Source organism: Lysobacter sp. H23M47, assembly GCF_015209765.1.
In the GTDB taxonomy this organism is placed as follows: Bacteria; Pseudomonadota; Gammaproteobacteria; order Xanthomonadales; family Xanthomonadaceae; genus Novilysobacter; species Novilysobacter avium.
Window position 1 is genome coordinate 1895508 of the sequence record NZ_CP063658.1, and the last position, 14374, is coordinate 1909881.

At 66.7% G+C, this 14374-nt stretch carries 11 protein-coding genes and 1 tRNA gene; 2 read left to right on the top strand and 10 right to left on the bottom strand.

Annotated features, from left to right (window positions below; translation table 11 throughout):
* Positions 1-133: 133 nt before the first annotated feature.
* From INQ43_RS08525 to murJ, 7 genes are all read right to left on the bottom strand, one after another.
* Entirely contained in the window at positions 134-1456 is a 1323-nt protein-coding gene (locus tag INQ43_RS08525) for a nucleotide sugar dehydrogenase (RefSeq protein WP_194036165.1), read from the bottom strand.
* Between the two features lie 162 nt (positions 1457-1618).
* Positions 1619-1694: transfer RNA gene (locus tag INQ43_RS08530), tRNA-Thr, on the bottom strand.
* Positions 1695-1782: 88 nt separating this feature from the next.
* The gene (gene ispH / locus INQ43_RS08535; protein WP_194036166.1) at positions 1783-2730 is read right to left on the bottom strand and encodes a 4-hydroxy-3-methylbut-2-enyl diphosphate reductase; all 948 of its coding nucleotides are present in this window, start codon (positions 2728-2730) and stop codon (positions 1783-1785) included.
* Positions 2731-2740: 10 nt separating this feature from the next.
* On the bottom strand, positions 2741-3247 hold the full coding sequence (lspA, locus tag INQ43_RS08540; protein WP_194036167.1) for a signal peptidase II: 507 nt from the start codon (positions 3245-3247) through the stop codon (positions 2741-2743).
* The gene (gene ileS / locus INQ43_RS08545) at positions 3247-6057 is read right to left on the bottom strand and encodes an isoleucine--tRNA ligase (RefSeq protein WP_228062683.1); all 2811 of its coding nucleotides are present in this window, start codon (positions 6055-6057) and stop codon (positions 3247-3249) included. The genes lspA and ileS overlap by 1 nt, the downstream gene beginning before the upstream one ends.
* Before the next feature lie 59 nt (positions 6058-6116).
* Positions 6117-7070 carry a bifunctional riboflavin kinase/FAD synthetase gene (locus INQ43_RS08550; RefSeq protein ID WP_194033894.1) on the bottom strand — a complete coding sequence of 318 codons (954 nt, stop codon included), beginning with the start codon at positions 7068-7070 and terminating at the stop codon, positions 6117-6119.
* Between the two features lie 83 nt (positions 7071-7153).
* Positions 7154-8698, bottom strand: coding sequence for a murein biosynthesis integral membrane protein MurJ (gene murJ, locus INQ43_RS08555; protein ID WP_194036169.1), 1545 nt, complete (start codon positions 8696-8698; stop codon positions 7154-7156).
* Between the two features lie 106 nt (positions 8699-8804).
* On the opposite strand from murJ, the gene rpsT reads away from it, so the two are divergent.
* The gene (gene rpsT / locus INQ43_RS08560) at positions 8805-9074 is read left to right on the top strand and encodes a 30S ribosomal protein S20 (protein WP_043957476.1); all 270 of its coding nucleotides are present in this window, start codon (positions 8805-8807) and stop codon (positions 9072-9074) included.
* Positions 9075-9237: 163 nt separating this feature from the next.
* Here rpsT and cgtA read toward each other — a convergent pair whose 3' ends face one another.
* From cgtA to rplU, 3 genes are all read right to left on the bottom strand, one after another.
* Positions 9238-10341, bottom strand: coding sequence for an Obg family GTPase CgtA (gene cgtA / locus INQ43_RS08565; protein WP_194036170.1), 1104 nt, complete (start codon positions 10339-10341; stop codon positions 9238-9240).
* A gap of 126 nt (positions 10342-10467) precedes the next feature.
* Positions 10468-10725: a 50S ribosomal protein L27 gene (gene rpmA / locus INQ43_RS08570; RefSeq protein ID WP_194033897.1), complete on the bottom strand. Its 258-nt coding sequence runs from the start codon at positions 10723-10725 to the stop codon at positions 10468-10470.
* 12 nt (positions 10726-10737) lie between these two features.
* The gene (gene rplU / locus INQ43_RS08575) at positions 10738-11058 is read right to left on the bottom strand and encodes a 50S ribosomal protein L21 (protein ID WP_043957504.1); all 321 of its coding nucleotides are present in this window, start codon (positions 11056-11058) and stop codon (positions 10738-10740) included.
* A gap of 237 nt (positions 11059-11295) precedes the next feature.
* Here rplU and uvrA point away from each other — a divergent pair, with 237 nt between their 5' ends.
* Complete coding sequence (gene uvrA, locus INQ43_RS08580) at positions 11296-14241, top strand: excinuclease ABC subunit UvrA (protein WP_194036171.1); 2946 nt, start codon at positions 11296-11298, stop codon at positions 14239-14241.
* Positions 14242-14374: the final 133 nt, after the last annotated feature.

The window sequence follows — 14374 nt, forward strand, 5'->3', positions numbered from 1 at the left end:
TGCAGCTGACCGGACGTGGGGGACTCCGGTCAATAAAGCCGCGCTTGATGCCCGCAGGTGCAAGCTAGCACGTTCCATACGCAATGGAACTGTGTCGCAGTTTGGCGGTGACCCTGGCTTGAAAGCCGAGCCGCTACAGCCGACCGTCCACCGCCTCCCGCGGCAGCACGTACTTCACGTCATAGATGACCGAGTCGGGCTTGCCAAATGCGCGGACCCCGTCCGCTCCCAGCACGCGGAACTCGTCATGGCCTACCGCGACGATCATCGCATCGTAGGTGCCGTGCTCCGGGGCAACCATTACCAAACCGTATTCTTCCAGCGCGTGCGCGGCGTCGACCCAGGGGTCGCAGATGTCGACCTGGGCGTTGTACCCCTTGAGGCCGGCAACGATGTCGACCACGCGCGTGTTGCGCAAGTCCGGGCAGTTTTCCTTGAACGCCAGTCCGAGGATCAGAATGCGCGCGCGCACCGGATTGATGCCCTTGTGGACCAGCAGGCGGATCACTTCGCTGGCCACATACGCGCCCATGCCGTCGTTGGTCCGGCGCCCCGCGAGGATGACGTCGGGGTGGTGGCCGACTTCCTGGGCTTTATGGGTCAGGTAATACGGATCCACGCTGATGCAATGGCCGCCCACGAGCCCGGGCCGGAACGGCAGGAAGTTCCATTTCGTCCCGGCCGCTTCCAGGACCTCAAGCGTGTCGATGCCCAGCTTGTTGAACAGGATCGCAAGATCGTTGACCAGCGCGATGTTGAGGTCGCGCTGGGTGTTCTCGATCACTTTGGCGGCCTCGGCCACCTTGATGCTGCTGGCCTTGTGGGTGCCCGCGGTGATGACGCTCGCGTACAGCGCGTCGATGAAGTCCGCCGCCTCGGGCGTGGAACCCGAAGTGACCTTGAGGATGTTGGTCACCCGATGCGCCTTGTCGCCGGGGTTGATGCGCTCGGGTGAGTAGCCCGCGTAGAACACCCCTGTGCCAGCCGGAGGCGAAGCTCCAACGCCGGATTCACTGGCGAATCGCAAGCCCGACAAGCGTTCCAGGATCGGCACGCAGACCTCTTCGGTGCAACCGGGGTACACGGTCGACTCGTAGATCACGGTATCGCCGTCGCGCAGCACGCTGCCAATCGCTTCGCTGGCCGCGATCAGGGGCGCCAGGTCGGGCCGCTTTGCGGCGTCAATAGGCGTAGGCACGGTGACGATGTAGACATTGCAGGGCGCGATGTCATCCAGCCTCGTGGTGAAGCGCAACCGGGTGGCCGATGCCAGCAACTCGGGTTCCACTTCCAGCGTGCTGTCGTGGCCGGCAGCCAAGGCTTCCACCCGTCCGGCATGCGTGTCGAATCCGACCGTGTCGTACTGCTTGCCGAATTCCACCGCCAGCGGCAGGCCGACATACCCCAGACCCACGATGGCGATGTTCGCCGTGTCCAGCGCGAAGCGATGCTGCATGTCCGATTCCCCGAAAGGCGCGCCGAGTGCACGCTGTGCCGCAAATGATTATGCGTCACCTCACAAACGGCATCAGTGCCACCGTTCCGGCCACCTGCACGAGCGCACGCAACCACGCGAACAGAAATGCAAAAAGCCCCGGCGGGGCCGAGGCTTTGCATCTGGTGCCGCAAGGCGGAATCGAACCGTCGACCTACTGATTACGAATCAGTTGCTCTACCAACTGAGCTATTGCGGCAAAGAGGCGGAATTGTAGGCGTCCGCTTGGACCGGGTCAAACCGGCGTGCGCCGCGCGCGTGCTTTGCGGACGGTTGCACAGTGCACGCTACGCCTTCAGCGGCCGCAGTTCCTTGGGCAGCGCGAACACCATGTTTTCCGGCTCGCCCTTGAGGTCTATCAGCTTGTCGGCACCCAGCTCCCGCAGGCGGTCGATGACGCCCCGCACCAGCACCTCCGGCGCGGAGGCGCCCGCCGTGATGCCGATCTTGCGGCGTCCGACCAGCCAGTCCGGGTTGATCTCGTCGGCCCCGTCGATCAGGTGGGCTTCCACGCCCTCGCGGTCGGCCAATTCGCGCAGGCGATTGGAGTTGGAGCTGTTGACCGAGCCCACCACCAGCACCAGGTCGCACTCGCGGGTGAGGTCGCGCACGGCGTCCTGGCGGTTCTGGGTGGCATAGCAGATGTCGTCCTTCTTCGGCCCCTGGATCAGTGGAAAACGCTCGCGCAGCGCGTTTATGATGGCGCGGGTGTCATCCACCGAAAGCGTGGTCTGGGTCGTGTAGGAGACGTGCTCAGGCTGCTCGACCTGCAGGGTGGCCACGTCCTCCAGGTTCTCGACCAGGTAGATCCGGCCGCTGGTGTCGCTGGCCTTCCACTGGCCCATGGTGCCCTCCACTTCCGGATGCCCCGCGTGGCCGATCAACACCATGTCGCGGCCGGCGCGGCACTCGCGGCTGACTTCCAGGTGCACCTTGGTCACCAGCGGACAGGTCGCGTCAAACACCTTCAGCCCGCGCCGGTCGGCCTCGGCGCGCACCGCACGCGAGACGCCGTGGGCGCTGAAGATCACCGTTGCGCCGTCGGGCACTTCGTCGAGCTCTTCGACGAACACCGCGCCGCGCTGCTTGAGGTCGTCGACAACGAACTTGTTGTGCACGACTTCGTGGCGCACGTAGATCGGCGCGCCGAACAGTTCCAGCGAGCGGTTGACGATCTCGATGGCGCGATCGACGCCGGCGCAGAAACCCCGGGGATTGGCAAGAATCAGGTCCATGCCGTTGATTTTACGCCTTTCGTCCGGACAGCAGGCCAAACAGCGCGATACCGATGGCGCCGCCGACAATCGCAGCGTCGGCGATGTTGAACGCCGGCCAGTACCAGTCCTGCCAGTGCCACTGGATGAAATCGACCACGTGCCCGTGCAGCAGGCGGTCCACGACGTTACCGATCGCCCCGCCGATGACCAGCGCGTACGGCAGCGCGGTCTTCCAGTCGCCGCGCGGAGTGCGCCACAACCAGTAACCGAGCAGTCCGCTGATGCCCGCGGCAAGCACGACGAAGAAGTATTTCTGCCAGCCGCCGGCGTCGCTGAGGAAACTGAACGCTGCGCCGGTGTTGTAGGTGCGGTACCAGTTCCAGAACCCCTCGATCACCGGGACGGCTGTGTATTCCGGCAGCGATGACAGCACCCAAGCCTTGCTGAGCTGGTCGAGCACGATCACCACTGCTGACAGCGCCAACCAGACCAGCGCGTTGGGTTTTGCGCCCGGCGTTGCTTCAACGGCCGCCATCAGAACCACTTCCGGTGTTCGCCGTTGCCGTCCACGTTGTCCACGCAGCGGCCACACAGAGTCGGATGCGCGTCGTGCGTGCCGACGTCCTCGCGGTGATGCCAGCAGCGCCCGCACTTGGGCTTGGTGCTGGGTATGGCGATCACCTCGATCTCGGATGCGGCATCGTTGGAGGACATGTAAACGTCGCCGCTGATGAACAGGAAGCGCAGCTCATCGACGAACGGCGACAGCCAGTTCTGGTCGGCGACGCCGCAGCGCAGGGCGATCTCGGCATCCAGCGCGGCGCCGATCTTCCCCTCGGCGCGCATCGGCTCAAGCACCTTGCTCATCAGCTCGCGCAGGGCCAGCAGGCGCTTGAAGTCGTCCGCCGACAGCGGCGCGTCGTCGGGCAGCGGGGCGAGGCCGTCGTACCAGGTGGCAAACAGCACATTGCCCTCGCGCGGGCCGTTCGCGGTCACGGCCGGCAAGTGGTTCCACATCTCCTCGGCGGTGAAGCTGAGGATCGGCGCGATCCAGCGCACGAACGCCTCTGCGATCCGGTACATCGCCGCCTGCGCCGAACGCCTGCCCGGCGAGTTCTCCTGCATCGTGTACAGGCGGTCCTTGGTGACATCCAGGTACAGCGAGCCCAGGTCGACGCTGCAGAAATTGGCGAGGATCTGCACGATCTCGGGGAAATCGTAGGCCGCATAGGCGTCCACGATCCGCTGCTGCAGGCCGTATGCGCGGTGCACGATCCAGCGGTCCAGCTCGACCATCTCGTCGACCGGCATCAGGTGCGTTGCCGGATCGAAGCCGTGCAGGTTGCCCAGCAGGAAGCGCGCGGTGTTGCGGATGCGGCGATAGCCGTCGCCGCTGCGCTTGAGAATCTCGTCGGAGACCGACATCTCGTTGCGGTAGTCGGCCGAGGCGATCCACAGCCGCAGCACGTCGGCGCCCATCGCGTCGATGACCTTCTGCGGAGCGACCACGTTGCCCAGCGACTTGGACATCTTGCGGCCGGCGGCGTCCACCGCGAAGCCGTGCGTCAGCACCTGCCGGTAGGGGGCCTCGCCATCCATCGCCACGCCGGTCAGCAGCGAGGACTGGAACCAGCCGCGGTGCTGGTCGGAGCCTTCCAGGTACAGGTCGGCGGGCTTGCGGAGACCGTCTTCGGGCCGCTGAGCGAGCACGCACTCGTGGGTGACGCCGGAATCAAACCAGACATCAAGGATGTCGGTGACCTTCTCGTAATAGTCGGCGTCATCTCCGAGCAGGCTGGTCGGGTCCAGCGAGTACCAGACGTCGATGCCCTCTGCCTCCACCAGCGCGGCCACCCGGTGCATCAGCTCGACCGAGCGCGGGTGCGGCTCGCCGCTGATGCGGCGGATGAACAGTGCGATCGGCACGCCCCAGGTGCGCTGGCGGCTGATGCACCAGTCCGGGCGGCCCTCGACCATGCCGGCGATGCGTGCCTGGCCCCATTCGGGGATCCAGGCGACATCCTTGATCGCCTGCAGCGCGTCGGCGCGCAGGTCGGCCTTGTCCATCGAGATGAACCACTGCGGCGTGGCCCGGAACGCGACCGGCGTCTTGTGCCGCCAGCAGTGCGGGTAGCTATGCTCGGTGCGCGTGGCCGCCAGCAGCGCGTCGGTGCCGCGCAGGGCATCGACGATGATGTCGTTGGCCTTCCAGATGTGGTTGCCTTCCAGGGCGGTGTCGCCCATCGGCGGCGTGCCGGGCAGGTAGACGCCGCGGGCGTCGACCGGGTTGATCTGGGCGGCGGTGTACTGCTGGATCAGGTCGTACTGGCGCGCGACCGCGAAGTCTTCCTGGCCGTGGCCGGGCGCGGTGTGGACGTTGCCGGTGCCGTCCTCGTCGGAGACGTGCTCACCCAGCAGCAGCGGGATCTCGCGCTCGGCGTAGAACGGGTGCTGGACGACCAGCGATTCCAGATCCTCGCCCTTGGCGTGGCCATGCACGATGACCTCATCGACGCCGTAGCGGGCCAGCGCGGACGCCGCCAGCGTCTCGGCCAGGACCAGCCAGCGACGGCCACCGTCGGTGCGCGCGGGACCTTCGACCAGCACGTAATCGATCGCCGGACCGACGCTGATCGCCAGGCTCGCCGGCAGCGTCCACGGCGTGGTGGTCCAGATCGGCACCGCCACCTGGACGTCTGCATCGGCGACCGCGCCGAAGCGGGTCGCGAATTTTTCCGCCGACAATGCCGTGTAGGCGACGTCCATCGCCGGGGAGACCTTGTCGGCGTACTCGATTTCCGCCTCGGCCAGCGCCGAGCCGCAGTCAAAGCACCAGTGCACCGGCTTGGAACCGCGCACCAGGTGGCCGCGTTCGATGATCTTCGCCAGCGAGCGCAGCATGCCCGCCTCGTAGCTGAAATCCATCGAGCGGTACGGGTTGTCCCAGTCGCCGATCACGCCCAGGCGCTTGAAGTCCACGCGCTGCAGTTCGATCTGCTCGGCGGCGTACTCGCGGCACTTCTGGCGGAACTCGACCGCGTCCAGCCTGGTGCCGACCTTGCCGTACTTCTTCTCCACCGCGATCTCGATCGGCAGGCCGTGGCAATCCCAACCCGGCACGTAGGGCGCGTCGAAGCCCGACAGCAACTTGGACTTGACCACCAGGTCCTTGAGCACCTTGTTGACCGCGTGGCCGATGTGGATCACGCCGTTCGCATACGGAGGACCGTCGTGCAGGACGAAGGTCTCGCGCGATGCGGTGTGCTCGCGGATGCGGTCGTACAGGCCTTCTTCCTCCCAGCGGGCGAGCGTGAGCGGCTCGCGCTTGGGCAGGTCGCCGCGCATCGGAAAGTCGGTCGATGGCAGGTTCAAGGTGGACTTGTAGGGATTGGCGTTTTTATCGCTCACGCAGTGGCTCGCGGTGTAGGGGTCAGGATGGCGCGCGCCTGCTCGGCGTCGCGGTGCATCTGCGCGGTCAGGGCCGGCAGATCGTCAAAGCTTTCCTCGTCGCGCAGCCTGGCGACGAACTCCACCGTGATCCGGCGACCGTACAGGTCACCGTGGAAATCGAACAGGTGGGCTTCCAGCAGCGGCTCCGTGCCGTTCACGGTGGGCCGCGTGCCAAGGCTGGACACCGAGGCGATGGGCTCGTCCCCCACCCCGTGCACCCAGGTGGCATAGATGCCCGAGAGCGCCGGCGTCTTGCCGCCAAAACGGATGTTGGCGGTCGGATAGCCCAGCGTGCGGCCCAGTTGCGCGCCGCGCACGACCCGGCCACTGATGGCGTACGGGCGGCCCAGCATCCGGGCCGCGGTGGCAAAGTCGCCGGCCTGCAGTGCCTCGCGGATGCGCGTGCTGGACACGCGCTCGCCATCCAGCGTGACCGGCTCGATCGCGCCCGCGGTGAAGCCCGGGCTGGCCTGCGCGCCCATGCGCTGCAGCAGCGCCAGGTCGCCGCCACGGTTCCTGCCGAACTGGAAGCCCGGCCCGACCCACACCTCGCGCGCCTGCAACAGTCGCACCAGCACCTCGTTGACGAAATCCTCCGCGCTCATCGAGGCCATGCGCTTCCTGAAGCGCAGCAGCCCGACCTGATCGATGCCCAGCTCACACAGTCCTTCCGCCTTGGCCCGCGGCGAGAGCAGTCGCGGCGGCGGCGCGCCACGCGCGAACAACTCGCGCGGCAACGGCTCGAAACTGAGGGCGACGGCCGGCAACTTCAATGCCTGCGCACGCTCCACCGCATGGCCGACGAGTGCCCGATGGCCGCGGTGCAGGCCATCAAACGCGCCGATGCAGACCACGCTCCCGCGTGGGCACCGGGTCCCGCCTTCGATATCCCTGAACAGCTTGCTCATCGTCGCGGAGTATAGCCGCCGGGCGGCGCGGCCCGACGTGACCGGCCATCGCTGCCGTGGCGGTTCATGCCGGTACGCACCCGCTACTGCCGCAGGTGCCGCGGCCGCACGCCGGCGATCAGCAGCACCGCGCCGTAAGCCGCCGCGCCCGCGGCGATCACGCCCAGCAGGTAGGCCCAACGCAGCCAGCCGGCCATCGCGGACCAGTCGCCGACCCATTCACGCAAGAGCACCACCGTGACCGCCATCGCCACCAGACCCAGGCCGATGCGGGTCAGCCAGCCGGGCCAGCCTGGCTGCACCTGGTAGATGCCGTCGCGCTTGAGGAAGTGCCACAGCAGGGATGCATTGATGATGCCGGCGATGGCGGTCGCTCCGGCGATGCCGGCGTGCGCGAAGGGCACCTCCAGCCACCACAGCGGGGTGACGATCAGCACCGTCAGCAGCACGTTGGCGACCACGGTGATGATCGCCGCGCGCATCGGGGTTTTGGTGTCCTGGCGCGAATAGAACGCCGGCAGCAGCACCTTGCTGAGCATGAAGGCCGGGATGCCGACGCTCATCGCGGTCAGCGCGTAGCCGACCATGCGGGTGTCCTCGGGCGTGAACCGGCCATAGCGGAACAGCGAGGCGGTCAGCGGTTCGGCCAGCAGCGCGAGGCCCAGCGCGGCCGGCAGGCCGACCAGCAGGACCATGCGCAGGCCCCAATCCAGCGAGCGCGAATAACCGTCGCCATCGCGGTCGGCGTGCATGCGCGACAGCTGCGGCAGGATCACCGTGCCGATGGCGACGCCGAACAGCCCCAGCGGCAGCTCGGTCAGGCGGTCGGAGTAATACAGCCACGACTGCGCGGCCGGCACCAGCAGCGACGCGAAGACCGTGCCCACCAGCAGGTTTACCTGCGAGACCGAGGACGAGAAGATCGTCGGCAGCATCAGGGTCATCACCCTGCGCACGCCCTTGTGCCGAAGGTTGAACTTGAAGCGCGTGCGCAGGCCCAGGCGCGACATCGCCGGCCACAGCACCAGCATCTGCAGGATGCCGGCCAGCAGCACGCCCCAGGCCAGCGCCTTCTCCGGCACCTGCAGGTACCCGGCCAGGAACAGCATCGCGCCGATCATCGCCAGGTTGTGCAGCACCGGCGTCAGCGCCGGCAGGCCGAACTGCTTGAAACTGTTGAGCACCGAGCCGGCCAGAGCGGTCATCGAGATGAACACCAGGTACGGGAAGGTGATCCGCAGCATCTGCGCGGTCAGCGGCACCAGGTCGGACTCGGACTGGTCGGCAAACGCCAGGAACAGCCGCGCGACCCAGGGCGCGGCGAGGATGCCCAGCCCGCTGACCACGACCACCACCGCCAGCAGCGCGCCGGCGACGTGGTCAAGGAAATCCTGCAAGGCCTCGTCGTCGCCTTTTTGCTTCAGCTCCGACAGCAATGGCACGAAGGCCGAGGAGAACGAGCCCTCGGCGAAGATCCGGCGCAGGTAGTTGGGAATGCGGTAGGCGACGACGAAGGCACTGACCGCCGGGCCGGCCCCGAACAGGCTGGCCTGGAGCCAGTCACGCAGGTAGCCGGCGATGCGCGAGATGAAGGTCATCACGCTGAACACCGCCGTGGAACGCAACATCCCGCCCTGCTTGACCAAACCCGCCGATCCCCGCATACTTTCCGGTCTGATTTTACGCCGTACCATATTCTCTTCTTCCAGCACCAACAATTTTCAGGAATACGCCGTGGCAAACATCAAGTCCGCCAAGAAGCGCGCCAAGCAGACCGTCGTGCGCAATGCCCGCAACGCGAGCCAGCGCTCGATGCTGCGCACCTCCGTCAAGAAGGTGCTCAAGGCCCTTGGCGAAAATGACGCCGAGAGCGCCGAGGCCGCCTTCAAGGTTGCCCAGCCGATCCTCGACCGTTTCAGCTCGCGTGGCCTGATCCACAAGAACAAGGCAGCCCGTCACAAGGCCCGCCTGAACGCCCGGATCAAGGCGCTGAAGGCCGCCTGATCCGCGCGCCGCGCGCCGGCCAACGCCGGCCGCTGCGGCAACCGCGACATCGGTGGCAACAGGAAAAACCCGGCTCAGGCCGGGTTTTTTCGTGGGCGCGGAAGTCACGCGATGCGCGTCGAGCCGTGTCGTGTCAAACACCGGCTCCGCCATCAGGGTGCTCTCAGCCTTGTTCGGCATCGCGGCGTGCGGCGTCGGCGTCCGCTCGGGCCTGGGCTGCGGCCTCGCTGGCCGCTTCCTGCTCGTCGGCCTTCTGACGGTCGAAGAACGCCATGATCTCCAGCATGATCGGCCAGGTACCCTCGCGGCCGATCGCCGAGGCCAGGAACCAGCGATCCTGCCAGCCCAGCTCGTCGACGATGTCCTGCACCAGCTTCTCGCGCTCGTCCTCGGGCAACAGGTCGGACTTGTTGAACACCAGCCAGCGGGGCTTGGCCAGCAGCTCGGGGTCGTGTTTCTCCAGCTCCCGCTCGATCGCGCGGACCTGGTCGGTCGGGCTCATCTCCACCCCACCCTCCATCGGCGCGACGTCCACCAGGTGCAGCAGCAGCCGCGTGCGCTGCAGGTGGCGCAGGAACTGCGCGCCCAGGCCGGCGCCGTCGGCCGCGCCCTCGATCAGCCCGGGAATGTCGGCGATCACGAAGCTGCGGTATTTCTCGACGCTCACCACGCCCAGGTTCGGATACAGCGTGGTGAACGGGTAGTCGGCCACCTTGGGGGTCGCGGCCGAGACGGCGCGGATCAGGGTGCTCTTGCCGGCGTTGGGGAAGCCCAGCAGGCCGACATCGGCCAGCAGCTTGAGCTCCAGCTTCAGCTCGCGCTCCTCGCCGGGCAGACCGGGGAGCGCCTTGCGCGGCGCGCGGTTGACCGAGGTCTTGAAGTGCATGTTGCCCAGCCCGCCCTTGCCGCCCTGGGCGACCAGCAGGCGCTCGCCGTGGGTGACCATGTCGCCGATCACCTCGTCGGTTTCCACGTTCACCACCACCGTGCCGACCGGAACGGTAATGACGGTGTCCTCCCCGCCCTTGCCGTACATCTGCCGACCGCGGCCGTCTTCGCCGCGCTGGGCGCGGAAGCGTCGCTGGTGGCGGAAATCGACCAGCGTGTTGAGGTTCTCGTCGGCCTCCAACCAGACGCTGCCGCCTGCCCCGCCGTCGCCGCCGTCCGGCCCGCCGAGCGGGATGTACTTCTCACGGCGGAACCCGACGCAGCCGTTGCCGCCGTTGCCTGCTGAGACCTGGATTTCGGCTTCGTCGACCAGCTTCATGGAAAACCTCGATAAATGGATGCAAGTGCTGCGCGGACGTATTGTGCCCGGGAAACGAAAAGCCCCGCCGGAGCGGGGCCTTCGCAGCACGCTTGCCGGACCAGGCCTCAGCCCGGTCCGCAGCGGTCAAGCGCTGACGACGCTGACGGTGCGGCGCTTCTTCAGGCCCTTGACCGAGAACTCGACCTTGCCATCCACCAGCGCAAACAGCGTGTGGTCACGGCCCAGGCCCACGCCCGGACCCGGATGGAACTGGGTGCCGCGCTGGCGCACGATGATGTTGCCGGCGTCGATCGCCTGGCCACCGTAGATCTTCACGCCGAGGTATTTCGGGTTGGAGTCGCGACCGTTGCGGGTCGAGCCTCCGGACTTTTTATGTGCCATGGCTGCTGCTCCTTACTTCTTGTCGCCACCGGCAATGCCGGTGATCTCGATTTCGGTGTAGTGCTGACGGTGACCCATCTGCTTGCGGTGGTGCTTGCGGCGACGGAACTTGATGATGCGGATCTTGTCCGCACGTCCGTGGCCCACCACCTTGGCACTGACCGTGGCACCCTTGAGTTCGTCGCCGAGCTTCACGCCCTCGCCGTCGCCCAGCATCAGGATGTTGTCGAACTTGATCTCGCTGCCGGCTTCGGCTTCGAGCAGCTCAACGCGCAGGGTCTCGCCCTGCATGACGCGGTATTGCTTACCGCCGGTGACTACCACTGCGTACATGACCATATTCCTCTGTAGTTATTTTTGGTCGCTGCCGCGCCGTCGAGGGCGGACAGAAGCGGAATTGTAATGGGTTCATGGGCTTGCGACAAGCACGCGGGCCTTTTCGCGACGCCGAGGACCCGCAAACCTTCCATTTGCGCCGATTGCCCCCATTTCCTCCACTCAATAAGCTTATCTGTTCGCTTCCGCGCACTCTTCGCGCGAGCTTCTCCCCCTACCCCACAGGCTTCCTCGATGGCGATGGAATTCATCAGCATCCGCGGTGCGCGGACGCACAACCTCAAGAACATCGATCTCGACATCCCGCGCGACAAGCTGATCGTGATCACCGGCCTGTCCGGCTCGGGCAAGTCGTCGCTGGCGTTCGACACGATCTATGCCGAGGGCCAGCGCCGCTACGTGGAGTCGTTGTCGGCCTACGCGCGGCAGTTCCTGTCGGTGATGGAAAAGCCCGACCTGGATCATATCGAGGGCCTGAGCCCGGCGATCTCGATCGAGCAGAAATCCACCTCGCACAACCCGCGCTCCACGGTGGGCACGATCACCGAGATCTACGACTACCTGCGCCTGCTGTACGCACGCGTGGGGACGCCGCGCTGCCCCGACCACGGCTACCCGCTGGAGGCGCAGACGGTCAGCCAGATGGTTGACCACGTCATTGCGCTGGCAGACAACCCGGCGACCGCGGAACAGCGCTACATGCTGCTGGCGCCGGTGATCCGCGAGCGCAAGGGCGAGCATGCGCAGGTATTCGACCAGCTGCGCGCGCAGGGCTATGTGCGCGTGCGCGTCGATGGCGAGCTGCACGAGATCGACGCGGTGCCGCCGCTGGCGCTGCGCTCCAAGCACACCATCGAGGCGGTGATCGACCGCTTCCGTCCGCGTGAGGATCTGAAGCAACGCCTGGCCGAGTCGTTCGAAACCGCGCTCAAGCTCGGCGACGGCATGGCCCAGGTCGTGTCGCTGGACGATGCCTCCGCCCCCCCGATGCTGTTCTCGTCCAAGTACAGCTGCCCGGTCTGCGACTACTCGCTGCAGGAGCTGGAGCCGCGCCTGTTCTCGTTCAACTCGCCTGTCGGCGCCTGCCCGACCTGCGATGGCCTGGGCATGGCCGAGTACTTCGATCCCGCGCGCGTGGTCGTGCATCCCGAACTGGGCCTGGCAGCCGGCGCGGTGCGTGGCTGGGACCGGCGCAACGCCTACTACTTCCAGCTGATCCAGTCGCTGTCCAAGCACTACGGGTTTGACGTCAACACGCCCTGGAACCTGTTGCCCGAGGACATCCGCCAGGCGGTGCTGTTTGGCAGCGGCACCGAGCAGATCGCCTTCACCTACCTCACCGAGGGCGGCACGCGGCACCAGCGCAAGCACCGCTTCGAAGGCATCGTTCCGAACCTGGAGCGTCGCTACAAGGAGACCGAATCGGCCGCGGTGCGTGACGAGCTGAGCAAGTACATCAGCGAGCGCTCCTGCGTGGACTGCGGCGGCCAGCGCCTGAACCGTGCGGCGCGAAACGTGTTCGTCGGCGACCATCCGCTGCCGGACATCGTGGTACTGCCGATCGACGAGACGCTGACCTTCTTCAAGCAACTGCACCTGGCGGGCTGGCGCGGGGAGATTGCCGAGCGGATCGTGAAGGAGATCAGTGACCGCCTGCGCTTCCTGGTCGACGTCGGCCTGGATTACCTGACCCTGGAGCGCAAGGCCGACTCGCTGTCCGGTGGCGAGGCACAGCGCATCCGCCTGGCCTCGCAGATCGGCGCCGGCCTGGTCGGCGTGATGTACGTGCTCGATGAGCCGTCCATCGGCCTGCACCAGCGCGACAACGAGCGCCTGCTGGGCACCCTCACCCGCCTGCGCGACCTGGGCAACACGGTGATCGTGGTCGAGCACGACGAGGACGCGATCCGCCTGGCCGACCACATCATCGACATCGGGCCGCGGGCCGGCGTGCACGGTGGCGAAGTCGTGGCTCAGGGATCCTACGAGGACATCCTGACCGCGCCGCGCTCACTGACCGGCGACTACCTGAGCGGCCGCAAGCGCATCGAGGTGCCGGCCAAGCGGCACAAGCCCAACCCCGACCAGATCCTGCACCTGCGCGGCGCCACCGGGAACAACCTCAAGGACGTCGACCTGGCGATTCCGGCCGGCCTGCTGACCTGCATTACCGGCGTGTCCGGATCGGGCAAGTCGACGCTGATCAACGCGACGCTGTACGAACTGGCAGCCAACGAACTCAACGGCGCCTCGCGCGCGGTCGCGCCGTTCCGCTCGGTGGAAGGCATGGACCTGTTCGACAAGGTGGTGGACATCAACCAGTCGCCGATCGGCCGCACCCCGCGCAGTAATCCGGCCACCTACACCGGCCTGTTCACCCCGCTGCGCGAGCTGTTCGCCCAGGTGCCCGAGTCGCGCGCGCGCGGCTATGCGCCGGGACGTTTCAGCTTCAACGTGCGCGGCGGCCGCTGCGAGGCCTGCCAGGGCGACGGCCTGATCAAGGTCGAGATGCACTTCCTGCCTGATGTGTACGTGCCCTGCGACGTCTGCGGCGGCAAGCGCTACAACCGCGAGACGCTGCAGATCCTCTACAAGGGCTACAGCATCAGCGACGTGCTGGACATGACCGTGGAGGACGCGCTGGAGCTGTTCGATGCGATTCCGTCGATCTCGCGCAAGCTGGAGACCCTGGTCGATGTCGGCCTGAGCTACGTCAAGCTGGGCCAGTCGGCGACCACGCTGTCGGGCGGCGAGGCGCAACGGGTCAAGCTGTCCAAGGAGCTCTCGCGCCGCGATACCGGGCGCACGCTGTACATCCTGGATGAGCCGACTACCGGCCTGCACTTCCACGACATCGAGGCGTTGCTGGCGGTCCTGCATCGCCTCCGCGACGACGGCAACACGGTGGTGGTGATCGAACACAACCTGGACGTGATCAAGACCGCGGACTGGATTGTCGACCTGGGGCCCGAAGGTGGGCACCGCGGGGGTAACATCCTTGCCAGTGGCACGCCGGAACACATCGCCGGGCTGAAGCACTCGCACACGGGGCATTTCCTTGCCCCGGTGCTGGCCCGCGCGACGGCCGGTGATGGAGCCCGGAAATCCGACACCGACGACGCCACGCCCCGCGCGAGCAAGAACCCGCGCAAGACTGCCAGGAAGACAAGCAAAGCATGAGCGACAAGTCCCCACCCGCGAATCCGGGCAAGCCCGGCGCCAAACCGCGCGCAGCGGCGGCAAAGAAGACGCCGGCAAAAAAGACTGCGGCCAGCAAGGCACCGGCGGAACAGCCCGCGGTGAAGAAGGCCGC